Source organism: Roseateles sp. GW821-FHT09B06 (assembly GCF_059418245.1).
Genome location: NZ_JBWKPM010000047.1, coordinates 1 through 26098, shown reverse-complemented (window position 1 = coordinate 26098; position 26098 = coordinate 1). Strand labels below are relative to the sequence as shown.

The 26098-nt window shown below is 69.1% G+C and carries 18 protein-coding genes and 1 CRISPR repeat array; of the genes, 12 read left to right on the top strand and 6 right to left on the bottom strand.

The annotated features are described in order from the left end of the window. The 4 genes from AC07OQ_RS23925 to tkt all read right to left on the bottom strand — a co-directional run. Window positions 1–1732 (bottom strand): S8 family peptidase (locus AC07OQ_RS23925; protein WP_495055652.1); only part of this gene is annotated, 1732 nt, incomplete at its 3' end. A 96-nt stretch (window positions 1733–1828) separates the two neighbouring features. Then, complete coding sequence (locus tag AC07OQ_RS23920; protein ID WP_495055651.1) at window positions 1829–4072, bottom strand: S8 family peptidase; 2244 nt, start codon at window positions 4070–4072, stop codon at window positions 1829–1831. Between the two features lie 142 nt (window positions 4073–4214). Beyond that, a complete protein-coding gene (gene gap / locus AC07OQ_RS23915; protein ID WP_495055650.1) occupies window positions 4215–5213 on the bottom strand; it encodes a type I glyceraldehyde-3-phosphate dehydrogenase in 999 nt (332 codons plus the stop codon). 65 nt (window positions 5214–5278) lie between these two features. Continuing rightward, the gene (gene tkt, locus AC07OQ_RS23910; protein ID WP_495055649.1) at window positions 5279–7339 is read right to left on the bottom strand and encodes a transketolase; all 2061 of its coding nucleotides are present in this window, start codon (window positions 7337–7339) and stop codon (window positions 5279–5281) included. A 138-nt stretch (window positions 7340–7477) separates the two neighbouring features. Between tkt and AC07OQ_RS23905 the strand changes: the two genes are divergently transcribed. From AC07OQ_RS23905 to murU, 5 genes are all read left to right on the top strand, one after another. Beyond that, window positions 7478–8053: a hemerythrin domain-containing protein gene (locus AC07OQ_RS23905; RefSeq protein WP_495055648.1), complete on the top strand. Its 576-nt coding sequence runs from the start codon at window positions 7478–7480 to the stop codon at window positions 8051–8053. A 109-nt stretch (window positions 8054–8162) separates the two neighbouring features. Beyond that, window positions 8163–9518 (top strand): response regulator c-di-GMP phosphodiesterase, NosR family, encoded by a 1356-nt coding sequence (gene nosR, locus AC07OQ_RS23900; protein ID WP_495055647.1) that lies wholly within the window; start codon window positions 8163–8165, stop codon window positions 9516–9518. Then, window positions 9493–10053, top strand: a complete 561-nt coding sequence (locus AC07OQ_RS23895; RefSeq protein ID WP_495055646.1) for a response regulator — start codon at window positions 9493–9495, stop codon at window positions 10051–10053. The genes nosR and AC07OQ_RS23895 overlap by 26 nt, the downstream gene beginning before the upstream one ends. Continuing rightward, entirely contained in the window at window positions 10050–12188 is a 2139-nt protein-coding gene (locus AC07OQ_RS23890; protein WP_495055645.1) for a PAS domain S-box protein, read from the top strand. The genes AC07OQ_RS23895 and AC07OQ_RS23890 overlap by 4 nt, the downstream gene beginning before the upstream one ends. Before the next feature lie 29 nt (window positions 12189–12217). Next, complete coding sequence (gene murU / locus AC07OQ_RS23885; protein WP_495055644.1) at window positions 12218–12901, top strand: N-acetylmuramate alpha-1-phosphate uridylyltransferase MurU; 684 nt, start codon at window positions 12218–12220, stop codon at window positions 12899–12901. A gap of 14 nt (window positions 12902–12915) precedes the next feature. Here the strand turns inward: murU and AC07OQ_RS23880 are convergent, their stop codons facing one another. Together AC07OQ_RS23880 and AC07OQ_RS23875 are read right to left on the bottom strand one after the other, a co-directional pair. Continuing rightward, on the bottom strand, window positions 12916–14076 hold the full coding sequence (locus AC07OQ_RS23880) for a DUF4382 domain-containing protein (protein ID WP_495055643.1): 1161 nt from the start codon (window positions 14074–14076) through the stop codon (window positions 12916–12918). A gap of 107 nt (window positions 14077–14183) precedes the next feature. Next, window positions 14184–15164 (bottom strand): potassium channel beta subunit family protein, encoded by a 981-nt coding sequence (locus AC07OQ_RS23875; RefSeq protein WP_495055642.1) that lies wholly within the window; start codon window positions 15162–15164, stop codon window positions 14184–14186. 138 nt (window positions 15165–15302) lie between these two features. Between AC07OQ_RS23875 and AC07OQ_RS23870 the strand changes: the two genes are divergently transcribed. The 7 genes from AC07OQ_RS23870 to cas2 all read left to right on the top strand — a co-directional run bounded on the left by AC07OQ_RS23870 (window position 15303) and on the right by cas2 (window position 24644). After that, the gene (locus AC07OQ_RS23870; protein ID WP_495055641.1) at window positions 15303–17039 is read left to right on the top strand and encodes an alkaline phosphatase D family protein; all 1737 of its coding nucleotides are present in this window, start codon (window positions 15303–15305) and stop codon (window positions 17037–17039) included. Window positions 17040–17080: 41 nt separating this feature from the next. After that, entirely contained in the window at window positions 17081–18304 is a 1224-nt protein-coding gene (locus tag AC07OQ_RS23865) for an FAD-dependent monooxygenase (protein ID WP_495055640.1), read from the top strand. A gap of 199 nt (window positions 18305–18503) precedes the next feature. After that, a complete protein-coding gene (locus AC07OQ_RS23860) occupies window positions 18504–18905 on the top strand; it encodes a GreA/GreB family elongation factor (protein WP_495055639.1) in 402 nt (133 codons plus the stop codon). 125 nt (window positions 18906–19030) lie between these two features. Next, window positions 19031–19714 carry a hypothetical protein gene (locus AC07OQ_RS23855; RefSeq protein ID WP_495055638.1) on the top strand — a complete coding sequence of 228 codons (684 nt, stop codon included), beginning with the start codon at window positions 19031–19033 and terminating at the stop codon, window positions 19712–19714. Between the two features lie 453 nt (window positions 19715–20167). Continuing rightward, entirely contained in the window at window positions 20168–23338 is a 3171-nt protein-coding gene (cas9, locus tag AC07OQ_RS23850; RefSeq protein ID WP_495055637.1) for a type II CRISPR RNA-guided endonuclease Cas9, read from the top strand. A 5-nt stretch (window positions 23339–23343) separates the two neighbouring features. After that, complete coding sequence (gene cas1 / locus AC07OQ_RS23845; RefSeq protein ID WP_495055636.1) at window positions 23344–24273, top strand: type II CRISPR-associated endonuclease Cas1; 930 nt, start codon at window positions 23344–23346, stop codon at window positions 24271–24273. Between the two features lie 44 nt (window positions 24274–24317). Beyond that, the gene (cas2, locus tag AC07OQ_RS23840) at window positions 24318–24644 is read left to right on the top strand and encodes a CRISPR-associated endonuclease Cas2 (protein ID WP_495055635.1); all 327 of its coding nucleotides are present in this window, start codon (window positions 24318–24320) and stop codon (window positions 24642–24644) included. Window positions 24645–24714: 70 nt separating this feature from the next. Further along, window positions 24715–25939: a CRISPR direct-repeat array (repeat unit 36 nt; unit sequence AGTCTAGATCACTGGGATATGCGCTCTGGCCGGAAC). Window positions 25940–26098: the final 159 nt, after the last annotated feature.

Here is a 26098-nt window from a genome sequence, read left to right as displayed (position 1 = left end):
GCGCCGCCCCGGCCGCGGCCAGGCCCAGCAGCCACCAGGCGCTGGTCGCACCGCCGCCTCCGCCACCACCGTCGCTGGCGGGGGTCGGCGTGGGGGCGGGGGTCGGTGCGGGGGTGGGCGCAGGCGTGGGGGTCGGCGTCGCGGCGGCCACCGCGGCGGCCGCGTCCAGCATGCCCGCGCCGCAGGTGCTGGTGGTGCAGTAGCACTCGTCCTGCGCCGTGCTGGTGGGCGCCTGGCATTGCGGGATCCCCGCCGTGGCGCCGCTGCTGACGAAGGGTCGCGCGGTGCTGCGCAGCAGGCTCGCGACCTGGCCGGGCGTCAGGCCGGGCTGGCGTGCCAGCATCAGGGCCACGGTGCCGGCCACCAGGGGTGTGGAGAAGCTGGTGCCGACGCCGCTGGCGTAGCGTTCGTCGTTCAACACCGGGCCCTGGGCCCCGCTGTTGCTGGTGCTCAGGATGGGATAGAGGCAGGGGCCGGTGGGATTGCCGTTGGCATCGATGTTGACGCAGTTGCCGCCCGGCGCAGCCAGGGTGACCTCGGGGCCGAGGCTGGAGAAGCCCACCTTGGAGCCGATGTGGCGCAGGCCGGCCACCGTGATCACGCCCGCGCAACTGCCCGGCAGGCCGACCGCCAGGCCCTCGGTATTGCCGGCCGCGGCCACGATCACCGTGTTGGCGGCCGTCACCTCGGCCACGGTTTCGCGGTACAGCGCGGCCGTGCCGCCGCCGGTACAGCTGCCGCTGCCGCCCAGGCTGAGGTTCAGCACCCGGGCCGGGTTGGGATTGCCGGGCAGGCCCGGCACCGCGATGCCCGCGGCCCAGCGCATGCCGGCCATGATGTCGGAGTCGTAGCCGCCGCATTTGCCCAGCACGCGCACCGGCAGGATCTTGCTGCCCCAGGCCACGCCGGCGATGCCGCGGCCGTCGTTGCTGCTGGCCGCGACCAGGCCGGCCACGCGGGTGCCATGCCAGCTGCTGTTGCCGACGTCGTCGCTGGTACAGCCGCTGCCCAGGGTGCCGGCATCGACGTCGGCCTGGGTGACCCAGTCGCCGGGGTCGGAGGCATCGTCGTCGGCACGGTTGCCGTCGTTGGCGGTGGCCAGCGCGGTGGCGCTGCTGCTGGAGTAGGCCACCAGGTCGTAGCCGCCGACGATCTGGGAAGCCAGCTCGGGGTGATCCTTGCGGATGCCCGTGTCCAGCACGGCCACGACGATGGCGGCGCTGCCGGTCGTCAGGTCCCAGGCCGCGGGCGCGTTGATGCTGGACACCAGCTCGCCGGCCGGCGCCTTCAGGTACCACTGGCCCGCGGCCGGGGTATTCGACGGGCCGACCGCGTAGTACGGGTCGTTGGGTTCGGTGTAATGGCGGCGGCGCCGATCCACGGCCACCAGCTCCACCTCGCCGTCCTGCGCCAGGCGCTGGGCCAGCGCGGCCGAGCTCAGGCCGCTGGCGGTCATCACATGGGTGCGCTCGTCCAGGCTCAGGCGCGCCCGCAGGCTGCGGCCGGCACGCAGGCCCAGGGCATGAGCGCGGGTCTGGGCCACGTCGGCGGCCTCGGCGGCCCGGGCGCGCAGGGCCAGGGGCCGGGCGCGCACGCTCTGGGCCTGGGCCTTGAAGCGCACGATCACGCGCGCCTCCTCGGCCACCGGCGTCTGGGCCAGGGCCGGGAGGCCCTGCGCCAGGGCCGCAGCCAGCAGGGTCAGAGGAATGACGACAGGACGCTGAGATTTCATGACGGGCGGCTCCACCGGAACTGCGGCCAGTGTAGGGGGTCGCAGCGCGCTCAAAGGGCGAGAAAGCGGCGCGAAACCCGCGCGCTTTGCATGCCCTTACATCTGGGTGCCGCGCCTGCCCCGTCTTGCGCGCCCGGCCCGGCGTAGTCCCAGGCCCGCCAGCAACAGGGCCAGGATCCAGGCCGGCCCTGTGGCGCCGCCGCCACCTCCGCCGCTGCTGCCGGTGTCGCTGCCGCCGGAGGTCGTCGCGCCGCTGCCGGCCGCGGCCGCGGCGATGCTCAGGGTCTGGCTGCTGCTGGCGCTGTAGCCCAGGCTGTCGGTCACGGTCAGGCGCAGGGTCAGGCTGCCGGCGGCGTTCAGGTTCAGCGTCGCGCTGGAGGCGGTGGCCGAGCCGGCGAAGCCGGCCAGCGTGTTGCCGGCCGTGATCTCCCACAGATAGGCCACGATGCCGGCCGAGCCCCGGGCGGCCGAGGCCGAGCCGTCCAGTTGCAGGCTGGCGCCGGCCTGCGGCGTGCCGCTGACGACGAAGCTGGCCGTGGGCAGGCCGGCCGCGACGGCAAAGCTCTGGCTGGTGCTGGCCGTGGCGCCGGCGCTGTCGGTGACGGTCAGGCGCACGCTGACCATGCCCTCGGCCCGGGCCAGCAGGCTGACGCGCGCGAGATTCGCCGCGCTGGAGAAACTGGCCGAGCCGGCGCCGCTGCCGATCTCCCACAGATAGCCGGCGATGCTGCGCCCGGCGGGTGCGGTCGAACCGCTGCCGTCCAGCGTCAGGGTCTCGCCGGCCAGCACGATGGCGGGCGGGCTGCTCACCACCGCGGTGGGCAGGGCGGCCTGCGCGGCGGCGACGGCCGCACCGGCGTCCAGCATGCCGGCGCCGCAGGTGCTGCTGCTGCAGTAGCACTCGCCGGTCTGGGCCGTGGCGCTGGGGGCGCGGCAGGCGGCCACGCCCGCATCGGCGCCGCTGCTCGGGAAGGCGCGCGCCGAGGCCTTCAGCAGGCTGGCCACCTCGCCCGGCGTGAGTCCGGGGTTCACGGCCAGCATCAGCGCGACGGTGCCCGCCACCAGCGGGGCGGAGAAGCTGGTGCCCACGCTGTAGCTGCCGCCGTCGCTGTAGCTCGACGCGAGCGGCACGGTGCTGCCGCTGTCGGTGGCGGTGATCAGCGGATAGAGGCAGCTGCCCGTGCTGTTGACGCAGTTGCCGGCCGGCGCGCTGAGCGCCACCTCGGGGCCCAGATTGGCATAGCCCACCTTGGTCCCGCTGTGGCGCAGGCCGCCCACCGCGATCACGCCGCTGCAGTTGGCCGGCACGCCGACGGCCAGGCCCTCGTTGCCCGCCGCGGCCACCACCACCACCTTGGCGGCGCTCAGCTCGGCAATGGCCTCCTGGTAGGCCGCGCTGCAGCTGCCCGAGGCGCCGAGGCTGAGGTTGATCACGCGGGCCGGATTGGGATTGGCCGGCATGCCGGCGAGCACGAGCCCGCCGGCCCAGCGCATCGCCGCGATGATGTCGGAGTCGTAGCCGCCGCATTTGCCCAGCACCCGCAGCGGCAGCAGCAGCGCCAGCGGCGCCACGCCTGCCATGCCGACGCCGTCGTTGGTGGCCGCACCGATCAGGCTGGCGGTGCGCGTGCCATGCCAGCTGCTGTTGCCGGCGCCGCAGCCCTTGAAGCCGCCGGCGGCGTCCTCGGCGCTGCTGATCCAGTCGCCGGGATCCGAGGGGTCGGCATCGCGCCCGCCGCCATCGTTGGCCACCGCGCTGTCGCTGACGAAGTCGTAGCCGGCCAGCAGCTTGGCGGCCAGATCGGGGTGGCTCCCGCGCACGCCGGTGTCCAGCACCGCGACGACGATGGACGGGCTGCCCTGGCTCAGCGCCCAGGCGCTCTCGACGTCGATGGCCGAGCGGATGGCTGCGCTGTTGGCGCGCAGGTACCACTGGCCGGCCACCGGCGTGGCGCTCGTCTGCTTGTCGCCATAGAGCGGATCGTTGGGGGCGGCCAGCGCATAGCGGCGGCCGTCAACCACGGCCCATTCCACCTCGGCGTCCGCCGCCAGGCGCTCGGCCAGCGCGCGCGAGCTGAGCCCGCTGCCGTGCAGCACCTGGGCGCGTGCGCCGAGGGCGCGCCCGTCGCTGAGCGCGAGGCCGGCGCCCAGGCGCCCGGCCATCCGCAGGGCACGCTGCGGGCCGCTACCGCCACCACTTTCGCCGCTGCGGTACTTGACGATGACCCGGGCCACGCTGCTGCTGCTGTCCTGCTCGGGATCGCGGCGCGCTGCGGCAGCGGCATCGCCGAGCGCCGGCAGGGCCAGAAGAAGAAAAGGCAACAGAGCGCGGGACAGCAAGGGCATCGGATCCTCGACGACGGGGCGAACAAAGGTCCGGCAGTCTAGGAAGCACCCGGTTACCGCCTCATTGCTGCGGCATGTCAGCGCCGACACAAAGAAAAAGGGCCCGGCGGGCCCCTTCAGGATTGCGCTGCCGCGCTTACTTGGCGACGACGCGCACCATCTCCAGCACCTTGTTGGAGTAGCCCCACTCGTTGTCGTACCAGGCCACCAGCTTGACGAAGGTGCCGTCCAGCGCGATGCCGGCGTCGGCGTCGAAGATCGAGGTGCGGGCGTCGCCGCGGAAGTCGGTGGCGACCACCTTCTCTTCCGTATAGCCCAGCACGCCCTTCAGCGCGCCTTCCGACTGCGCCTTGAACTCGGCGCAGATGTCCTTGTACGTGGCTTCGCTGTTCAGCTCGACGGTCAGGTCGACCACCGACACGTCGCTGGTCGGCACGCGGAAGCTCATGCCGGTCAGCTTCTTGTTCAGCTCGGGGATCACCACGCCGACGGCCTTGGCGGCGCCGGTGCTGCTGGGGATGATGTTCTCCAGGATGCCGCGGCCGCCGCGCCAGTCCTTGTTGGACGGACCGTCGACGGTCTTCTGGGTGGCGGTGGCGGCATGCACCGTGGTCATCAGGCCGCGCTTGATGCCCCACTTGTCGTTCAGCACCTTGGCCAGCGGGGCCAGGCAGTTGGTGGTGCAGCTGGCGTTCGAGATGATGGCCTGGCCGGCGTAGGTCTTGTCGTTGACGCCGTAGACGAACATCGGCGTGTCGTCCTTCGACGGGGCCGAGAAGATCACCTTCTTGGCACCGGCGGCCAGATGCTTCTCGCCGCCGGCCTTGTCCAGGAACAGGCCGGTCGCCTCGATCACGATGTCGGCGCCGACCTCGCCCCACTTCAGCTCGGCCGGATCCTTCACGGCCGACAGGCGGATGCGCTTGCCGTTGACGATCAGGGTGTTGCCGTCGACCGCGACCTCGCCGTCGAACCTGCCGTGCACCGAGTCGTGCTTGAGCATATAGGCCAGGTAGTCGGGCTCCAGCAGGTCGTTGATGCCCACCACTTCGATTTCCTTGAAGTTGGCGATGGCGGCGCGGAACACCATGCGGCCGATGCGGCCGAAGCCGTTGATACCGATCTTGATCGTCACGTCAGTCTCCTGAGAAAAAACAAAAACCAAGGAAAGAAGGGGCGCTCGCGCACCCCTTCGTCACATCACTTCTTCTTGGGGGCCTTCAGCCGGGCCACGCCCAGCGCCACCTTGACCGTGTCGGCCACGTTCTCCGCCGTGAAGCCGAAATGCTTGAACAGCACGCCGGCCGGGGCCGACTCGCCATAGCTGTCGATGCCGACGACGGCGGCGCAGCGGTACTTCCACCAGAAATCGGTGACGCCGGCCTCGACGGCCACGCGCGGCAGGCCCTCGGGCAGCACGCCGGCCTTGTACTTGGCATCCTGGCGGTCGAACACGCTGGTCGAGGGCATCGACACGACGCGCACCGCGATGCCGGCCACGGCCAGCTGCTGCTGCGCGGCCAGGGCCAGTTGCACCTCGGAGCCGGTGGCGATGATCACGGCCTGGGGCTTTTTCTTCTTCAGACCCACGGCGGCGGGCTCGCTCAGCACGTAGCCGCCCTTGGCGATCTCGTCCACCGCGGTCTTCGCGGCATAGGCCAGGTTCTGGCGCGACAGCGCCAGCACGCTGGGGCGCTGGGCGTTGCCGATCGCCATGGTCCAGGCGACGACCGTCTCGGTCGTGTCGGCCGGTCGCCAGACGTCCAGGCCGGGGATCAGGCGCAGGCTGGAGACATGCTCGATCGACTGGTGGGTCGGGCCGTCCTCGCCCAGGCCGATCGAGTCGTGCGTGAACACATGGATGACGCGCTGCTTCATCAGCGCGGCCATGCGGATCGCGTTGCGGCTGTAGTCGCTGAAGGTCAGGAAGGTGCCGCCGTAGGGGATGTAGCCGCCATGCAGGGCGAGGCCGTTCATGATCGCGGCCATGCCGAACTCGCGCACGCCGTAGTTGATGTGGCGGCCGCCGTTGGCGCCGCCGTCGGCTTCCAGGCGGAAGGCCGGCGTGCTCTTGGTGTTGGTCAGGTTCGAGCCGGTCAGGTCGGCGCTGCCGCCCAGCAGCTCGGGCAGCGCGGCGGTGAAATGCTCCAGCGCCAGCTGGCTGGCCTTGCGGCTGGCCACGGTCTGGGCCTCGCCATGGGCCTTGACGACCGCGTCCACCGCCACCTGCGCGAAGTTCTCCGGCAGCACGCCGGCCATGCGGCGCTGGAACTCGGCGGCCAGCTCGGGATGGGCCTCGGCATAGGCGTCGAAGCGCGCGTCCCAGTCGCTCTCCAGCTTGGCGCCGGCGTCCTTGGCGTCCCAGGCGGCGTAGACCTCGGCCGGCAGGTGGAAGGGCTCGTGCACCCAGCCCAGCGCATCGCGGGTCAGCATGATCTCCTCCGGGCCGAGCGGCTCGCCATGGGCCTTGGCGGTGTTGGCGCGGTTCGGCGAGCCCTTGCCGATATGGGTCTTGGCGATCACCAGCGAGGGCTTGTCGCTGCTCTGCTTGGCCCGGGCGATGGCGGCGTCCACCGCGTCGACATCATGGCCGTCCACCGGGCCCACCACGTTCCAGCCATAGGCCCCGAAGCGCTTGGCCGTGTCGTCGATGAACCAGGGCTCGACCTGGCCGTCGATCGAGATGCCGTTGTCGTCGTAGATCGCGATCAGCTTGTTCAGCTTCCAGGCGCCGGCCAGCGCGCAGGCCTCGTGGCTGATGCCCTCCATCAGGCAGCCGTCGCCCAGGAAGGCGTAGGTGTGGTGGTCGACGACCCGGTGCTGCTCGCGGTTGAACTCCTTGGCCAGCATCTTCTCGGCCAGCGCCAGGCCCACCGCATTGGTGATGCCCTGGCCCAGCGGGCCGGTGGTGGTCTCGACGCCGGGGGTGATGCCCACCTCGGGATGGCCCGGGGTCTTGCTGTGCAGCTGGCGGAAGGCCTTCAGCTCGGCCATCGGCAGCTCGTAGCCCGTCAGGTGCAGCAGCGCATAGATCAGCATCGAGCCATGGCCGTTGCTCAGCACGAAGCGGTCGCGGTCGGCCCAGTGCGGGTTGGCCGGGTTGTGGCGCAGGTGGCGGCCCCACAGCGCGACGGCGATGTCGGCCATGCCCATCGGCGCTCCGGGATGGCCGGAATTGGCCTGCTGCACGGCGTCCATCGCCAATGCGCGGATGGCATTGGCCATCAGGGTGGGTTTGCTTGCAGCAGCGGTGTCGGCCATGGTCGAGGGCAGGAGTTGCGGGTGGGAAAACCCGGGATTTTACTTGGGTGCCGGATCCACCCCGGCTTGACCTGGAGCAAGGCCCTGGCGGGCGGCCGGCCTCAGGCTTGAGCCTGCAGCAGTCGCAGGAGCACGCCCATGGAGCCCAAGACCCTTCAGATCATCCGTGCCGAGCATGGTGCGCTGGCCGCGATGCTGCACACGCTGCTCCTGATGGCGCGCCGGCCGCGGCCCGATTTCGACGCGCTGCGCGCGATGCTGTTCTATGTGGACGAGTTCCCCGAGCGCCTGCACCACCCCAAGGAAAGCGAGCTGCTGTTCGCGCGGCTGCGGGCGCTGGCGCCGCAGGCCCGCGAACTGCTCGACCAGCTGGACGCCGAGCACGAACGCGGCGAGCGCGCCGTGCGCGCGCTGCAGCATGCCTTGCTGGCCTACGAGCTGCTCGGGGCGCCGCGCCGCGAGGCCTTCGAGAGCGCCGCGCAGCGCTATGTCGACGCCTATCTGCGGCACATGGCCCTGGAGGAACGCGAGGTCCTGCCGCTGGCACAGCGCGTGCTGGGTCCCGCGGACTGGATCGAGCTCGACGCCGCCTTCGCCGCCAACCGCGACCCGCTGACCGGCCACGCACCGGAGGAGATGTATCAGGATCTGTTTCAGCGCATCCTGCGTCTGACACCGGCGCCGCTGGGCCTGGGCATGCCCCCCACCGCCTGAGCCGCGCCGCCCGGCCCGGCGGCACCCGCCGGCGCGGGGGGGTATTTGAGAGCGCGCGGCCCTGGCATAGACTGCGGCCATCCTCATTCGACAGCGGCAGGGAGACGGCATGACCGTAACCGCGTCAGAGCAGGCCACGATCTTGTTCGTGGACGACGAGTCCTCGATCCTCAGCGCGCTGCGGCGCCTGTTCCGGCCCGAGGGCTATCGGGTGTTGCTGGCCGAAAACGCCGCCGCCGGCTTGGCCCTGCTCGAGACGGAAGCCGTGGACCTGGTGGTGTCGGACATGCGCATGCCCGCGATGGACGGCGCGCAGTTCCTCGAACAGGTGCGCCAGCGCTGGCCCGAGCTGGTGCGCATCCTGCTGACCGGCTATGCCGACATCAGCGCCACCATCGCCGCCATCAACCGCGGCGAGATCCACCGCTACATCGCCAAGCCCTGGGAGGACCAGGACCTGCTGCTGGTCGTGCGCGAGGGCCTGGAGCGGCGCCGCCTGGCGCGCGAGAACCGGCGGCTGCAGCAGCTCACCACCGAACAGAACGAGCAGCTGCAGGCCGCCAACAGCTCGCTGGAGCGCCGCGTGCTGGCGCGCACCCAGGAGATCGCCCAGGTCAACAGCTTTCTGGAGCAGACCTATGCCGAGCTGGAGCAGCAGTTCCTGCTCTCGCTCGACGTGTTCGGCGGCCTGCTGGAGCTGCGCGAGGGCGGCAGCGCCGGCCATTCGCGCCGGGTGGCGCTGCTGGCGCGCCGCATCGCCGAGCGCCTGGGTCAGGACTCGAGCGTCTGCCTGGACGTTTTCAGCGCCGGCCTGCTGCACGAGATCGGCAAGATCGGCCTGCCCGACGCCCTGTTGCGCAAACCGGTCTCGCTGATGAACGGCGAAGAGCTGGCACGCTACCGCCAGCACAGCCTGAATGCCGAGGCCGCCCTGCTGGCCCTGCCGCGGCTGCAACGCGCCGCGCGCCTCGTGCGCTGGCAGGACGAGCGCACCGACGGCCGCGGCCATCCCGACGGGCTGGGCGGCGCCGAGCTGCCGCTGGCGGCCCAGGCCCTGGGCCTGGCCGCCCATTTCCACGGCCTGCTCTCCGGCCGCCTGGCCCAGAAGCGGCCGAGCAGCGCCGAGGCCGCCGCCGTGATCGCCAACGGTGCCGGCCTGCGCTACGAGCCGGCCGTCGTGCTGGCCTTCCAGCAGGTGCTGGCCGAGGCGCCGCCGGACGAGGACGATGACGTCCTGATCCCGGCCGCCGAGCTGCGCCCGGGCATGGTGCTGGCGCGCAACCTGCTGAGCCCGCAGGGCACCCTGCTGCTGGCGACCGGCTTCTGCTTCGACGCCCAGAGGGTGCGGCAGATCCACGAGTTCATCGAGCGCGCGGGCTTCAAGCTGAGCCTGCATGTGCGCCGGCCCACCCTCGCCACGCCACCGGAGCCCGCCCATCATGAAACCGCGCATCCTGCTCGTTGACGACGAACCCCATGTCCTCAGCGCGCTGCAGCGCAGTCTGCGCCTGGGCCAGCGCGAGCAGGGCCAGCAATGGGAGCTGGAGCTCCATACCGATCCGCTGGCGGCGCTGGCGCGCGCCGGCGAATGTGCGTTCGCGCTGGCGCTCTCGGACTACCGCATGCCCGGGCTGGACGGCGTCGCCCTGCTGACCCGGCTGCGCGCGCTGCAGCCGGACTGCGTGCGCATCATCCTGTCGGGCCAGGCCGACCAGCAGGCGCTGCTGGACGCGATCAACCAGGCCCATATCGCGCGTTTCATCGCCAAGCCCTGGGTCGACGCCGAGCTGCTCGCCGCGCTGCGCGAGCTGCTGGAGCAGCGCGCGCGACGGCAGGAGACCGACGAACTGGCCGACGCGATGCGGCAGCAGCGCGGCGAGCTCAGCGCCCAGGAGCTGGAGCGGCGCCGGCTGGAGGGGCTGGAGCCCGGCCTCACCCGGGTGCGCTGGGACAGCGACGGCTCGGTCATCATGGACGACGGCCCGCTGCCCTCGCGATGAGCAGCCGGCCGATTCCTACGCAGCCGCAGCCGCTGCGGCCGGACCCGCCGGCCTGGCTGGCCCTGTGCGGCCGGGTGCTGGACGCCGTCAGCGCGCCCGCCCTCGTGCATGGCGGCGGCGCCATCCTGCTGGCCAACCCGGCCATGCAGCGCCTGCTGGGCTACACGCTGGATGAGCTGCAGGCGCTGGACTTCGACGCCTGGGCCGGCCCGGACGCGCGCGCGGCGCTGCGCGACTACGGCCTGCGCTGCCTGCAGGGCTCGGCCGAGCTGCCGGTGCTGGAGCTGCAGGTCCAGACCGCCAGCGGCAGCAGCCGCGCGCTGGAGATCAGCGCCCGCGCACTGCACGAGCAGGGCCGGATCCTGGTGCTGACCACCTGCCAGGACTACAGCGATATGCACCATGTGCAGCACAGTCTGCTGGAGGTGGGGCGGGTGATGCACCAGATCGTCGAGAACGACCCGGTGCCCACCCTGGTGATCGACGCCCAGCATCGCGTCACCCACTGGAACGAGGCCTGCTCGCGGCTGACCGGCATCGAGCCCTACGAGATGCTGGGCAGCACCGAGGCCTGGCGCGCCTTCTACCCCGAGCGCCGCCCGCTGCTGGCCGACCTGATCGTGGACGGCTGCGACGAGGCCGAGGTCGAACACCGCTACGGCGCCAAGCTGCGCCGCTCGCCGGTGGCCGAACGGGCCTACGAGGTGGAGGACTTCTTCCCACACTTCGGCCCCCACGGCTGCTGGCTGTTCTTCACCGCCGCGCCGCTGCTGGACATCGAGGGCCGCGTGGTCGGCGCGATCGAGACGCTGCAGGACGTCAGTGCGCGCCGCAATGCCGAGGAGGAGCTGAAGCGCCACCGCAACGACCTCGAACAGATGGTGACCGACCGCACGGCCGAGCTGCTGACGACCCACCATGATCTGGAGGCCTTTCTGGAAAACGCGTCGGTGGGCATCGTCGCGACGGCCAACCAGCGGATCACGCGCAGCAACAAGACCTTCGCGCAGATGTTCGAACTGGACGGCGCCAGCGCCGTCGGCCGGCCGACGCGCAGCTTCTTCTGCAGCCCCGAGGACGCGGACGAGCTGGGGCGCATCGCCTACCCGGTGCTGTCGCAGGGCCGTTCGTTGATGCACGAGATGGCGCTGTGCACGGCCAAGGGCAACCGGCTGTGGGTGCAGCTGATCGCCTATGTGGCCAACCCGCATGAGCCGACGGCCAGCACCTGGTGGCTGCTGCAGGACCGCACCGAGGTGCGGCGCGTGCAGCGCGAGCTGGAGCTCAACTACGAGCGCATCAAGCAGACCAACGCGCGCCTCGAGGAGGCGCAGAACCAGCTGCTGCAGTCCGAGAAAATGGCCTCGATCGGCCAGCTGGCGGCCGGCGTCGCGCACGAGATCAACAATCCCGTGGGCTTCGTCAACTCCAACCTCGGTTCGCTGCGCCGCTATGTCGAGGCGATGCTGACACTGCTGCAGGCCTATGCGCGGCGCGAGCAGACCGGCGTACCGGCCGACGATGCCGAGCTGGCCGCGCTCAAGCAGGCCGCCGATCTGGACTACATCGCCGAGGACCTGCCCCTGCTGCTGAAGGAAAGCGAGGAGGGTCTGGGCCGCGTCAAGAAGATCGTCCAGGACCTGAAGGACTTCTCGCGCGTCGACCAAGCCGACTGGCAGGAGGCCGACCTCAACGCCGGCCTCGAATCGACGCTCAATGTCGTGATGAACGAGGTCAAGTACAAGGCCGAGGTGCGACGCCAGTACGGCACGCTGCCGCCGGTGCGCTGCCTGGCCGGCCAGCTCAACCAGGTGTTCATGAACCTGATCGTCAACGCCGCCCATGCGATCAGCGGACGCGGCGTGATCGCCCTGAGCAGCGGCTGCGCCACGCGAGAGGGCCGGGACTGGGTCTGGATCGAGGTGGCCGACAGCGGCTGCGGCATGCCGCCCGAGGTGCAGCGCCGCATCTTCGAGCCCTTCTTCACCACCAAGCCGGTGGGCCAGGGCACGGGCCTGGGCCTGTCGTTGTCGTTCTCGATCGTGCAGAAGCACGGCGGGCATATCGATCTGGAGTCCGAGCCCGGCGTCGGCACGCGCTTCAAGGTCTGGGTGCCGGCCGCCGGCCCGACCTAGGATCCGCCCCCTCGCTACACTGCGCGCCCATGCGAGCCATCATCCTCGCGGCCGGGCGCGGCGAGCGCATGCGGCCGCTCACCGACCATACCCCCAAGCCCCTGCTGGCCGTGCGGGGCAAGCCGCTGATCGCCTGGCATATCGAGGCCCTGGCCGCGGCCGGGGTGCGCGACATCGTGATCAACACCGCCTGGCTGGGCGAGCAGTTTCCCCGGACCCTGGGCGACGGCAGCGCCTTCGGCGTGCGCCTGCACTACTCGCCGGAGCAGGAGGCGCTGGAGACCGGCGGCGGCATCGCCAAGGCCCTGCCGCTGCTGACGGCCGACGGCGACGACAGCTTCTGGGTCGTCTCCGCCGATGTCTTCCTGCCGGACTACCGCTTCGATGCCGCGCAGGCCGCGCGCTTCGCCGCGGGCTCGCGGCTGGCCCATCTGTGGCTGGTGGCCAACCGCCCCCACCATCCGCGTGGCGACTTCGCGATCACGCCCGAGGGCCTGGCGTCCAACGCGGGCGAGCCGCGCTGGACCTGGACCTGCATCGGCCTGTTCCGTGCCGCGCTGTTCGCCAGCGCCCAGGCCGGCGAGAAGCTGCGCATCCGCCATTTCATGGACCAGGGCATCGCCCGTGGGGCCGTCACGGCCGAGCTCTATCCCGGCGAGTGGCACGATGTCGGCACGGTCGAGCGCCTGGAGGCGCTCAACCGCGGCGACTGAGACTCGACGGTCGCTCAGAAGCCGATGATGATCGGCGCCACCGGCGCGCTGACATCCACGTCCACCGTCTTGAGCACGCCGCCCGAGCTGGCCTCGAGCTTGTACTTGGCGGCCGCCAGATTGTCGGGCACGAAGTTCAGCGCGATCGGATTCGGCACATAGGCCAGCTTCAGCGGCGCCGCGATCGGCAGGCGCAGCGCGAACGCGCCGGTATCGGCCAGCACCGGGGCCCAGGCCACCTCCACCGTCGTCGTGCCCAGGGTCTGCAGGGCGCGCAGGGTCGCGCTGGCCGGGGTCAGCGTGCCGGTGACGTCGCGCTCGGCCGAAGCCGGCAGGCTGATCGGCAGCGCCGCGCTGTTGACCTCGGTCGGCGTGGTGGCGACGACCGGCACGCCGGTCATCACCGCGTTGACGCGGCCGCTGGCGCCCAGCACCAGGTCGTAGTTGCCGGCGGGCAGCGGATACAGCACGAAGCGGCCGTTGGCATCGGGCCAGGTGCTCTTGATCGGCACGCCGGCCTGCTGCACCGACACGCGGGTGGCGCTGTTGGCCAGGCTGGCCTCCACATAGCCGACCACGCGGGCGCCGGCATCCGACAGGCGCGGCAGCACGCTCACCACCGGTTTCAGGTTGTAGCGTCCGGAGTTGCCGCGCGGCACCACCGACTTGCAGGCATCGAAGTCCAGCACCACGTCGGCCACCTTGCCGGTCTCGACGTCGATATTGGCGTTCAGCTTGATGCCGCTCTGCTGGCCGCTGGGCGTCTCCAGCGCGGTGCTGGCGCCGCCGCTGGGCGTGACGGCGTTGGCCAGCGGGCTGCCGGCGTCGTTGGGCGCCAGCACCAGGCGCAGCTGGGTGTAGCGGCCGGCCGGCAGCGGCAGCTGGCCCAGTTCCTCCAGCACGCCGTTGCTCAAGGTCAGCAGATCCAGACGCCTGGCCGGCGACAGCACCAGCTCGGACCAGCCGCCATCGCTGTCGCCCGCGGTGGCGCTGGCATGCACGCGCAAGCGCTGCACGGTCACATGCACCGCGTCATAGCCGCAGGACGGCGCGTCCGTGATCGCGGCGCGCAGGATGCCGGAGCCCGGTTCCGGATCGCTCCCGCCCCCACCGCCGCAGGCCGCCAGGGCCAGCGCCGCCGCCGCCGTCAACACCAAACCCAACTTCTTTGTCATCTTGTTCACCTTTTGTTTACCCAGGGAACACAAATTGTTGAGCGCGCCTCGGCGGCCGGGGTAAGCGCTTGTTACGATCGCGTCCGGCCCGCCGTATCCGTTACACCTTACTTTGCCAGCGGCTTGGCGATCGCGTCGATGCGCTCCAGCAGCTCGGGTGTCAGCCGCGGGGTCAGCGCCAGCGCACCCAGGTTGTCCTGCAGCTGGCTCAGCTTGCTGGCGCCCAGGATCACGGTGGAGACGCGCGGATTCTTGTTCGCCCAGGCGATCGCCAGCTGGGCCACATTGCCGCCCAGCTCGGCGGCGATCTGCTCCAGCTCGCCCACCGCCTTGTTGCGGGCCGGATCCTGCAGCTGCTCGCGCATCCAGCTCATGCTCTCCAGCGATCCGCGGCTGCCCGTCGGGATACCGGCCTTGTACTTGCCGGTCAGCAGACCCGAGGCCAGCGGGCTCCAGGTGGTCAGGCCCAGGCCGATCTCCTCGTACAGGCGCGCGTACTCGTTCTCGACGCGGCTGCGATGGAACAGGTGGTACTGCGGCTGCTCCATCACCGGCTTGTGCAGGTGGTGGCGCTCGGCGATGGCATGCGCGGCGCGGATCTCGTCGGCGCTCCATTCGCTGGTGCCCCAATACAGCGCCTTGCCCTGGCTGATGATGTCGCTCATCGCCCAGACGGTTTCCTCGATCGGCGTCAGCGGATCGGGACGGTGGCAGTAGATCAGGTCGACGAAGTCCAGCTGCAGGCGCTTCAGCGAACCGTCGATGGCCTGCATCAGGTACTTGCGGTTCAGCGTGTTCTGGAAGTTGACCGTCAGGCCTTCGCGGTGGAGACCCCAGAAGAACTTGGTCGACACCACGTAGCGATGCCGCGCCCAGCCCAGCTGCTTGAAGGCATTGCCCATCACCACTTCGCTCTCGCCCAGGGCATAGACCTCGGCGTTGTCGAAGAAGTTGACGCCGGCATCGAAGGCCGCGGCCAGCATCTCGACGGCGGACTTCGTGTCCACCTGGTTGTGATAGGTGACCCAGGAGCCCAGGGACAGCTCGGAAACTTGCAGGCCGCTGCGGCCCAGACGACGGTATTGCATGGAACGGGTTCCTCCTTAGGAAGGCGCGAGCGTAGCGCAGCGGCGCCGATCCTGCAGGCGGCCGGGGCCGTGTCGTCGCGCTGTCACGGCGCTTGCCAACAATGCGCGGCTTTCGCCACTCCCGCACGAGACCCGACCATGACCCAGCCCAAGCACAATCTGCTGCAGCCCCGCGAACCCAGCCGGCGCGATTTCGTGCGCGGCAGCCTGGCCCTGGCGGCCGGGGCCCTGGTGGGCCTGCCCGGCTGCGGCGGCGACGACGACGATGTGCCGGTGCGCTTTGCACAGGGCGTGGCCAGCGGCGACCCGCTGGCCGACCGCGTGATCCTCTGGACCCGGGTGGTGGCCGAGGACGCCACCGACCTGCGCGACATCCCGCTGCGCTGGGAGGTTTCGGGCGACGCCAACTTCGCCGGCATCGTGGCCGGCGGCGAGGCCCGCGCCAGCGCCGCCAGCGACTTCTGCGTCAAGGTCGATGCCACCGGCCTGCAGCCCGGCCAGCGCTACTGGTACCGCTTCATCGCCTATGGCCAGGCCTCGCCGGCGGGCCGCGCCAAGACCCTGCCGGGCGCCAATGTCGGCCAGGTCAAGCTGGCCGTGCTGTCCTGCTCCAACTATCCGACCGGCTACTTCAATGTCTATGCCGACCTGGCCCGCCGCGCCGAGGCCGAGAGCATCGACGTGGCCCTGCACCTGGGCGACTACATCTACGAGTACGGCCCCGGCGGCTATGCCAGCGGCAATGCGCAGGCGCTGGGCCGCGTGGTCGACCCCGCCCAGGAGACCGTGGCCCTGGCCGACTACCGGCGCCGCTACGCCCAGTACCGCGGCGACGCCGACCTGCAGGCCCTGCATGCCGCGCTGCCGATGATCGCCGTCTGGGACGACCACGAGATCGCCAACGACACCTGGAAGAACGGCGCCCAGAACCACAGCCCCGCCACCGAGGGCGAGTTCGCCGCGCGCAAGGCCGCCGCGCTCCAGGCCTTCCACGAATGGATGCCGATCCGCACGGGCGCCGACCCGCAGCAGATCTACCGCAGCTTCGCCTTCGGCAATCTGCTGGCCCTGCATATGCTGGACACCCGCGTGATCGGCCGAGACCAGCAGCTCGACTACGCCAACTACCTGGGCGCCGGCGGCTTCAATGCGACCGCCTTCAGCGCCGACATGGCGCGCAGCGAGCGCCAGTTGCTGGGCGCCACGCAGAGCCAATGGCTGCAGCAGCAGCTCGCCGGCTCCGGCGCCACCTGGCAGCTGCTGGGCCAGCAGGTGCTGATGGGCCGCATGAACATTCCCGCGCCCATCCTGTTCGAGGCCAATGCGCCGGGCACGGGCGTCACGGTCTCGGCCTATGCCGCGATCGTCGCCAAGGCGCAGAGCAATCCGGCCGGCCTGACCCCGCAGGAGCAGGCCGTGCTGGCCCAGCCCTCGATTCCCTACAACCTGGATGCCTGGGACGGCTACACGGTGGCGCGCGAGACCCTGCTGGCCAGCGCGCGCCAGCTCGACAAGAACCTGGTCGTGCTGGCCGGCGACACCCACAACGCCTGGGCCAGCGATCTGCAGGACATGGCCGGCAACCCGATCGGCGTGGAGTTCGCCACCTCCTCGGTCACCTCGCCGGGCTTCGAGGACTATCTGCCGAACGAGAACCCGCAGGCGCTGGCCGCCGCGCTGACCCAGCTGATCGGCCCGCTGCAATACTGCGACACCTCGAAGCGCGGCTATATGGTGCTCACCGCCACGTCCGCCGAATGCCGCAGCGACTGGATCTTCGTCAGCGGCATCGCCAGCCGCGACTTCACGGCCACGCTGGCCAAGAGCCTGAAGGTGCTGCCGGGTGCCGCGCAGCGCCGGCTGGTCGCCGCCTGACGAGCGGCGCCGTCGACATGGGCGGCCGCTATAGTGCCGCCATGTCCCTCGATACCCTGTCCGTGGCCCGGCGGCCGCTGCGCCTGGCCGTCGTCGGCGCCGGCCCGGCCGGCCTGGCCCTGGCCCTGCTGGCGGCGCGCGGCCTGCCCCAGGCCCAGATCGCCCTGTTCGACGCACGGCCGCTGGAGCGCGATGTCTCGGCCGACCCGCGCACTTTGGCCCTGAGCCTGGGCAGCGTCCAGCTGCTGCGGCGTCTCTCGGCCTGGAACGCCGCGGCGGCCCAGGCCATCGCCGAGGTCCATGTCAGCCAGGCCCCGCCGACGCTGAACCATCCGCTGTTCGGGCCGGCCGGCGAGCCGGTGGTCAGCATCAGCGCGGCCGAGCAGGGCGTGGCCCAGCTTGGCGCCGTGCTCAGCTATGGTCAGCTGGTGGCGCCGCTGCAGGCCGCCTGGCTGGCCGAGGCCGCGCGCGCGCCGCAGCGCCTCGCCAGCCGCTTCGGCCAGCCGGTGGCGGGGCTGAAGCGGGTGGACGCCGGCGTCGAGGTGGATGCCGGCATCGCCGAGACCTTCGACCTGGCCGTGGTGGCCGAGGGCGGCGTGTTCGCCGAACAGGCCCGCAAGGCGCTGACGCATGATTACCGGCAGAACGCCTGGGTCGGCACGCTGACCCTGGCCCCCGACAGCCCGCCCGGCGTGGCCTACGAGCGCTTCACGCGCAACGGCCCGCTGGCCCTGCTGCCGCTGCCGCCGCTGCATGGCGCGCGCCGCGCGGCGCTGGTCTGGTGCATGCCCCAGGACGAGGACGAGGTCGCCACCCTCAGCGATGCACAGCGCCTGGCCGTGATCCGGACCCTGCTGCCGGCGCGCGTGGGGCGGCTGCAGGGCATTTCGCCGCTGAAATGCTTCCCGCTGGGCCTGAACGCCGAGCGCAGCCTGGTCGATGGCAGGACGGTGCGCATCGGCAACGCCGCCCAGACCCTGCACCCGGTGGCGGGCCAGGGCCTGAACCTGGGCCTGCGCGATGCCTACGCGCTGGTCGAGGCGCTCAAGCGCGAGCCCGATCTGGACCGGGCGCTGCGCGGCGTCGAATGGCAGCGCGCGCCCGACCGCTGGAGCATGATCGCCGCCACCGACTTCCTGGCGCGCAGCTTCGCCTGGCGCTGGCCGGGCCTGCCAGCCGTGCGCGGCCTGGGGCTGGCGGCGCTGCAGGCCCTGCCGCCGCTCAAGCGGGCGCTGGCGCGGCAGATGATGTTCGGGCGGCGCTGAGGCACAATCCGACCGATGCAACACCACCCGGTCCGGCAGCAGATCCGCTCCCCGGCGGCCGCCCCGATGGCGGTGCGCCGGCCGCGCGCGGTCGCACATTCCTGAGCCCGGCGATCCCCCTCTCACCCTTCCCACCGCGCAACTTCCCTTCGATCGCCGGGCCCAGAGTCCGCGCATCCTCGACAGGAGTGTTGCCCTCATGTCCACCACGACGCCCACCTTCGGCGAGCGCCTGCTCACCGAACTCGACCATCAACGCCTGCGCCGCCTGGCCCGGGACCATGCCTCGCTGCAGGCCCTGCTGGACGGCGCCGAGCTGCTGCCCTCGCCGCGCCTGCCGGCCGACATCGTCTCGATGAACTCCGAGCTGGAGCTCAGCGACCCGGCCACCGGCCGCTCGCGCCGGCTGACGCTGTGCTATCCGGCCGAGGCCCTGGCCGACGCCGGCCGCATCTCGGTGCTGTCGCCGGTGGGCCTGAGCCTGCTGGGCCGCGCCGTCGGCAGCCGGGCCGAATGGCGGAGGCCCGGCGGCGGCACGGGCGAGCTGCACATCACCGCGCTGCTCTACCAGCCCGAGGCCAGCGGCGACCTCACGCGCTAGCTGGCGCAGCGCGGGCCGCCCCGGGTGCCAGGTCTTGCCCTGTCGCCTGGCCCGGCGGCCGGGCTGGCGGGGCTCCCATGCAAGGCCGCCGAGACGGTGTCACCGCCTTCGGGGACAATGGCCGCATGAGCACCAGCTTTCCGGACTCCATCCATGCCCGCCTGCGCGACGCCGTGCAGGCCTCCCTGCCCTGCCAGGCCGCGCCGGTGCAGCTGGCACTGGGCGCGCTGCTGTCGGCCCAGCAGGAACCCATGCACACGCTGATCGCCTGCAGCCTGGACGACGGCGATGCCTGCCTGCATGTGGGCGCGGCGCTGGATCTGGTGCATATCGGCTTGCAGCGCCTGCATGCCAGGGTGGACGATCCCGAGGCTGCCAGCACGGCGCTGCTGGGCACGGCCGGCAATGTGCTGGCCGGCGACTACCTGACCAGCGGCTCCTTCAAGCTGCTGCTGCATTGCCGCGACATGCGCGTGCTGCAGCAGGTAGCCGACGCCATCACCCGCACCTGCGAACTGGAATGTGCGGCGCTGGGCCAGCCGCCAAGCGGCGCCGAGCGCGCGCTGCCGCTGGGCGGCGCGGCCGCCTGGGCCGGTGCGGTGCTGGCCGGCCATGCCGAGCCCGAGCAGGCGCTGGCGCGGCGTTTCGGCGCCGAGCTGGCGGCCAGCCAGCAGGGTCTGGCCGGCGCCCTGGCCCATGCCGACGCCGCGCTGGAGGCCGCGCGCGCGCTGCTGCAGGCCACCGGCCATGCCCGGCCCCTGCAATTGGCCGAGGCCTGGCGCGCCCGGCTGGAGTCGGCGGCGAGCTGATATGGGTGCCGCGCCCCAAAAGACGAAGGCCGCATATAGCGGCCTTCCATTTGGTGCATCTTTCAGCTTGTTAGCGTTCAGAGCGCATATCCCAGTGATCTTGCGCGCCGATGGTAAACCATCGACGGACAAGTCAACAAGCCTGGCGCTCTAGCCGGAACCATAGAAGCACAGCTTGGTAGAGCTTGCATCCATGCAAACCAAAGCATACATTAATTTACCCCTCATAGAAGCACCACCATCCGCAACGCATGGTGATCTTCCTATCACCCCGTCTGACCAGACACGAATTTTGCTTCGCAGCACCAAAGGAAAGGAGCAGCGCTTTGACCAGCAATCAAACCCACAGAAGGCGATGAGGCGAGACTGGATACGAGTAAACCTGTATCCAGCCTTGTCATTGGCTCGCATCAAATTGGCGTAAAGCAAAGCACTCCAGGGAGGAGGCATCACATGAAGTACCGTCTGGCACTTGATCTGGGTTCGACGTCGCTCGGCTGGGCCCTATTGCGATTGGACGACAAAGACAGGCCCGTGGCCGTCATCAAGGCAGGCGTACGCATCTTCTCGGACGGCCGCAACCCGAAAGACGGCTCGTCGCTGGCGGTGACACGCCGCGCGGCCCGCGCGATGCGCCGACGCCGCGACAGGCTGCTCAAGCGCAAGGCGCGCATGCTGCAGTCCCTCCAATCACTCGGTTTCTTTCCTGCCGACGAGGCCGCACGCAAAGCGCTGGAGCGGCTCAACCCCTACGTGCTGCGCGCCAAGGGGCTCGACCAGGCGCTCACGCCCGCGGAGTTCGCACGCGCCCTGTTCCACATCAACCAGCGCCGTGGCTTCCTAAGCAACCGCAAGACCGACAAATCGGACAGCGACAGCGGCGCGCTGAAGACCGCTATCAGCAGCCTGCGCGCCGCAATCGACCCCGGCGGCGCGGACGGCAAGGCGCGCACGGTAGGCGAACTGCTGTATCGCCGCATGACGGACCTGAGCAAACGCCCGGAGGATCGCACCGTGCGGGCGCGCTACCGTCAGGAGCGCATCACCCGAGATGACGGCAAGAGTCGTATCGACAAGAGCTATGACCTGTACATCGACCGGGCCATGATCCTGGCCGAGTTCGAGGCCCTGTGGGTCAAGCAGGCGGAGCTCAACCCCGGTGTGTTCACCGCGGCGGCACGGCAGGAACTGCATTGGCGCCTGACGCACCAGCGTCCGCTGAGGCCGGTGCGTCCCGGCCGCTGCACGCTGATCCCCGACGAGGAGCGGGCGCCGCTGGCCCTGCCCAGTCAGCAGCGCTTTCGCATTTATCAGGAGGTCAGCAATCTGCGCATCCTCGGCGAGCATCTGAAGGACATCGAGCTGAGCAGGGAGCAACGCGACACGTTGGTAGCTGCCCTGGAGCGCGGGAACAAGTCCTTCAAGACTGCGATACCTGACTTGCTAGGCCTGCCTGGCTCCGTGCGCTTCAACCTGGCCGACGCTAAGCGCACCGAATTGAAGGGCAACACAACCAGCCTGATCCTGCGCAAGAAGGACTTGTTCGGCGAGGCCTGGCACACATTCGATGAAGCCAAGCAAGACGCCATCGTCATGCAGTTGATGCAGGAGGAAAGTGAGGAAGCGCTGGTGTCGTGGCTGCAGGTTGAGACGGGGGTAGACGAGCCGAGGGCCGAGCGAATTGCCAAGGTGACATTGCCGCCGGGCTACGGCAGCCTCAGCGCCAAGGCCCTGAGCCTTATCCTGCCTGAGTTGCGCAAGGCCGTTGTCTCCTTTGCCGATGCAGCCAAGGCGGCGGGTTTTCACCACAGCCGCCTGAGCGACAACGCGGAGGTTGCGGGTCGCAGCTTCAAGCTGGAGCAGACAGACTCCAGCACCGGTGAGGTCAAGCTGTTCCACGTTTTCCATGAACTGCCCTACTACGGTGAGTTCCTGCAGCGCCATGTGGGCTTCGCCGACCCCAAGGCGAGACCGGGCGATTTGCCAGAAAAGCGCTTTGGTCGGATTGCCAATCCGACGGTGCACATTGGACTGAACCAGGTTCGCCGGGTCGTCAATGCATTGATACAGCGTTACGGTCATCCCAGCGAAGTGGTTGTGGAAGTGGCGCGCGAACTCAAGCAGAACCAGGAAGAACGCAAGGAGCAGAGCGAGCGCCAGGCCAAGAATCAGCGCCGTAACGAACGCCTGAGGGAGCAGGCGGTGGGCCTGCTGCAATGCGCGCCGGAACGTGTGCGGCACGCGGACATCGAGCGCCTGATCCTCTGGGAAGAATTGAGCGCCGACATCGCGGACCGCCGCTGCCCCTACAGCGGCGTGCAGATCAGTGCGGAAATGGTGTTACGCGAACAGGTCGAGGTCGAGCACATCCTGCCGTTCTCCCGAACGCTGGACGACAGCCTGAACAACAAGACCCTGGCCATGCGTCAAGCCAATCGCATCAAGGGCAATCGCACGCCGTGGGAGGCACGCACCGACTTCGCGGCACAAGGCTGGGACTACGCTGACATCCAGCTACGCGCGGAACGAATGCCGAACAAGAGTAAGCGCTATCGCTTTGGCGAAGACGGCTACCAGCAATGGCTGAAGGGCGAGGACCAAGACGGCAAAGGTTTTCTCGCGCGTGCGCTGAACGATACGCGCTACATGAGTCGCGTGGCCCGGGAATACATGAGCCTGATCTGCCCACAAGGTACTCGCGTCATCCCTGGGCAGATGACCGCCATGCTGCGCAAGAACTTCGGGCTCAACGGCATACTCGGCCTGAACGGCGAGAAAAATCGCAATGACCACCGACATCATGCGGTCGATGCCTGCGTGATCGGCGTTACCGACCAGGGTTTGCTGCAGCGCTTCGCCAACGCCAGTGCGGATGCACGCAGGCAGCAACTGGACCGCCTGGTCGAGAACATGCCCGACCCATGGCCAACCTATCGCGAGCAGGTCCGCCGGGCCATTGGCGACCAGCATACGATCCCCGTGCATGTGAGCCACAAGCCTGATCATGGCCACGAGGGTGCCATGCACAACGATACGGCCTACGCGCTGCTGGGCGCCGGTCGCGTCGCAGTTCACAAGATGGTGGATGGCGTTCGTACGCGCGAAGAAGGGGCGCTCAAAGTCATCGAATTCTCCAGCGCCAAGGCGCTGCACCGGCATGGCCAACTGCCCGACGGCAGCCCCAGGCCCTACAAGGGCTACAAGGGCGACAGCAACTATTGCATCGAAATCGTTCGCGGCGATAGCGAAAAGGGCAAGTGGGGCTGGGAAATCGTCTCCACCTTCGATGCCTATCAAGCCGCTCGCAAGCATGGAGTGGCACGATTGCGCGATCCTCGCCAGAGCCTGAGCGGCAGGCCGCTGGTGATGCGGCTCATCATCGGCGACTATCTGCGGGCCCATTTCAAGGATGCGATCCGCTTGCTGGTCATCAAGAAGATCAAGGCCAACGGCGGCATCTTCGTGGCTCAGGCCAACGAAGGCAATGTTCGACAGCGGGAGGATGAGAAGGATCCGACCCTGATTTACGGCTCCTTCACGGCGGGCAGTCTGCAGAAGGCGCGCGGCCGGCGCGTCACCGTCTCGCCTATCGGCGAGCTCCGCGACCCTGGCTTCAAGGAGTAGCCCGCATGATCGGCCGCATCGTCGAGGTGGCCGATGACCGGCGCCACCTGTCCATGAACCGGGGCTTCATGGTGGTGCAGGACACCGAGGGACAGCGCAAGGAACTGGGGCAGATCCCGCTCGACGACATCGCCGCCGTGATCGCCAACGCCCATGGCCTGAGCTACACCAACAATCTGCTGGTGGCGCTGACCGAACGCGGCGCACCCTTCGTGCTGTGCGCAGCCAACCACAATGCGGTGGGCATGCTGCTGCCGATCGAGGGTAACTTCGAGCAGGCCAAGCGCATCGAGGCGCAGATCGCCGCCAGCCTGCCGACGCACAAGCGCATGTGGGCCGCCATCGTGCGCTCCAAGCTGGAGCAGCAGGCGGCCGCATTGGAAGCGGCCGGCGCGCCGACCGCGCCGCTGACGGCGCTGGCCGCAAAGGTGCGCAGCGGCGATCCGGAGAATCTGGAGGCCCAGGGCGCGCGGCGCTACTGGGGCCTGCTGTTCGGCGACGGCTTCCGGCGTGACCAGGATGGTGGCGGGCTCAACGCCCTGCTCAACTATGGCTACACGGTGCTGCGGGCCACCACCGCACGCGCGGTCATCGCCGCGGGCCTGCATCCGAGCATCGGCCTGCACCACAGCCACGACAACAACGCAATGCGGCTGGTTGACGACCTGATGGAGCCGTTCCGACCCGTCATTGACCTGAAGGTCTGGCAGCTCAAACGCAATGGCGAGGAACTGGTGACGCCCGAGGCCAAGCGCGCGCTGGTGCGCACGCTCTACGACGATATGCAGACCGCCGCCGGTGCCACGCCGGTGATAGTGTGCGCGCAGAAACTCGCCGTCTCGCTGGCCCAGGTCTATCTGGGCGAGCGCGAGAAACTCGACCTACCGCTGCCGGGCCTGCCGCTCGCGTTGGCCGCGGCCCTGCAGGACGAGTGAGATCGGATGTCAACGATGATGAGGATGAAAAGGCCACGACATCGATGCTCACCGGATATCGACTGATGTGGATGGTGGTGATGTTCGATCTGCCGGTGGTCGAGAAGTCCGAACGCCGCGCCGCCACGGAGTTCCGCAAGGCCCTGCTGGACATGGGCTTCGAGATGAGCCAGTTCAGCGTCTACATGCGCTTTTGCACCAGCGGCACCCAGGTCGAGACCTATTGCAGAAGAGTCGAAACCGCCTTGCCCAGCGGCGGCAAGGTGAATATCCTGCAGTTCACCGACAAGCAGTACGAACGCATCATCAGCTTTCAGGGCCAAGCCAAGCTTCCGCCCAACAAAACGCCCGACCAGTTCGATCTGTTTTAGCCATGTGCCTTGTTTTCCCGGCCCAAGAAAGCAAAAACCCCTTGACGAATCAAGGGGTTGCTGCCGATCTAGTCTAGATCACTGGGATATGCGCTCTGGCCGGAACGGAGGTGATGGCGACCTGGCCCGACTCGTAAGTCTAGATCACTGGGATATGCGCTCTGGCCGGAACCGGCGCCGGCGGCTACTTCTGCCGCTCCGAAGTCTAGATCACTGGGATATGCGCTCTGGCCGGAACAGAAGGTGCACGACACGCACAGCCTGACGCAGTCTAGATCACTGGGATATGCGCTCTGGCCGGAACCTGGCGGCGCGTTCTTGTTGCCAGTGATCGCAGTCTAGATCACTGGGATATGCGCTCTGGCCGGAACCGATCCTCGGGAGAGGAAGGTTCCGCCACCAGTCTAGATCACTGGGATATGCGCTCTGGCCGGAACCGCGCCCTGCATCTCCAGGATTTCGGCGACAGTCTAGATCACTGGGATATGCGCTCTGGCCGGAACTTTGACGGCAGCTCTATTGCCTGACAGGAGAGTCTAGATCACTGGGATATGCGCTCTGGCCGGAACTGGGCGGGCTGGATGGTCACGGCGTCGTTGAGTCTAGATCACTGGGATATGCGCTCTGGCCGGAACGGCCGTGAGGCTGTCTACGGCCTGCTTGACAGTCTAGATCACTGGGATATGCGCTCTGGCCGGAACGGATGCGCCGCTGCTGCGCAATGCAGACGAAGTCTAGATCACTGGGATATGCGCTCTGGCCGGAACACGTGGGTCGAGTGGCTGATGGGGTGGCCGAGTCTAGATCACTGGGATATGCGCTCTGGCCGGAACTATTGGCACTCGCGTGATGCGCCGCGAGTAAGTCTAGATCACTGGGATATGCGCTCTGGCCGGAACCGTACTGCTTGACGACCATGCAGACGTCACAGTCTAGATCACTGGGATATGCGCTCTGGCCGGAACTTGGTCAGCTCACGCCCGCAGATCGAGCAGAGTCTAGATCACTGGGATATGCGCTCTGGCCGGAACTCGTCGAGTGGTTCGCCGATGCCGGCGTGCAGTCTAGATCACTGGGATATGCGCTCTGGCCGGAACTCGGCCGTCACGCACACGGTGCGCTGCAGCAGTCTAGATCACTGGGATATGCGCTCTGGCCGGAACTCGTCGGGGTAGGCGTGCGTGATCTGCCTGAGTCTAGATCACTGGGATATGCGCTCTGGCCGGAACGAAGAAGAACGCGGCCCACCTCATGTACGTAGTCTAGATCACTGGGATATGCGCTCTGGCCGGAACAGGAACGCCACGCAGACGAACAGGCCCAGCAGTCTAGATCACTGGGATATGCGCTCATCTGCGCTCGGCCGTTGGGATGTTTTGTTAGTCTTACTGTGTCATAAAGTAGATAATGCGATCCTCTCAACTTCATGCCGGAGGATCGATGAACGCAGCCGA

Coding starts and splice junctions, on each gene's coding strand:
- AC07OQ_RS23865 (WP_495055640.1), top strand. CDS start 17,081: ATGTCCCTCGATACCCTGTCCGTGGCCCGGCGGCCGCTGCGCCTGGCC.
- cas1 (WP_495055636.1), top strand. CDS start 23,344: ATGATCGGCCGCATCGTCGAGGTGGCCGATGACCGGCGCCACCTGTCC.
- AC07OQ_RS23860 (WP_495055639.1), top strand. CDS start 18,504: ATGTCCACCACGACGCCCACCTTCGGCGAGCGCCTGCTCACCGAACTC.
- tkt (WP_495055649.1), bottom strand. CDS start 7,339: ATGGCCGACACCGCTGCTGCAAGCAAACCCACCCTGATGGCCAATGCC.
- AC07OQ_RS23905 (WP_495055648.1), top strand. CDS start 7,478: ATGGAGCCCAAGACCCTTCAGATCATCCGTGCCGAGCATGGTGCGCTG.
- cas2 (WP_495055635.1), top strand. CDS start 24,318: ATGCTCACCGGATATCGACTGATGTGGATGGTGGTGATGTTCGATCTG.
- nosR (WP_495055647.1), top strand. CDS start 8,163: ATGACCGTAACCGCGTCAGAGCAGGCCACGATCTTGTTCGTGGACGAC.
- cas9 (WP_495055637.1), top strand. CDS start 20,168: ATGAAGTACCGTCTGGCACTTGATCTGGGTTCGACGTCGCTCGGCTGG.
- AC07OQ_RS23880 (WP_495055643.1), bottom strand. CDS start 14,076: ATGACAAAGAAGTTGGGTTTGGTGTTGACGGCGGCGGCGGCGCTGGCC.
- murU (WP_495055644.1), top strand. CDS start 12,218: ATGCGAGCCATCATCCTCGCGGCCGGGCGCGGCGAGCGCATGCGGCCG.
- AC07OQ_RS23890 (WP_495055645.1), top strand. CDS start 10,050: ATGAGCAGCCGGCCGATTCCTACGCAGCCGCAGCCGCTGCGGCCGGAC.
- AC07OQ_RS23895 (WP_495055646.1), top strand. CDS start 9,493: ATGAAACCGCGCATCCTGCTCGTTGACGACGAACCCCATGTCCTCAGC.
- AC07OQ_RS23855 (WP_495055638.1), top strand. CDS start 19,031: ATGAGCACCAGCTTTCCGGACTCCATCCATGCCCGCCTGCGCGACGCC.
- AC07OQ_RS23870 (WP_495055641.1), top strand. CDS start 15,303: ATGACCCAGCCCAAGCACAATCTGCTGCAGCCCCGCGAACCCAGCCGG.
- AC07OQ_RS23875 (WP_495055642.1), bottom strand. CDS start 15,164: ATGCAATACCGTCGTCTGGGCCGCAGCGGCCTGCAAGTTTCCGAGCTG.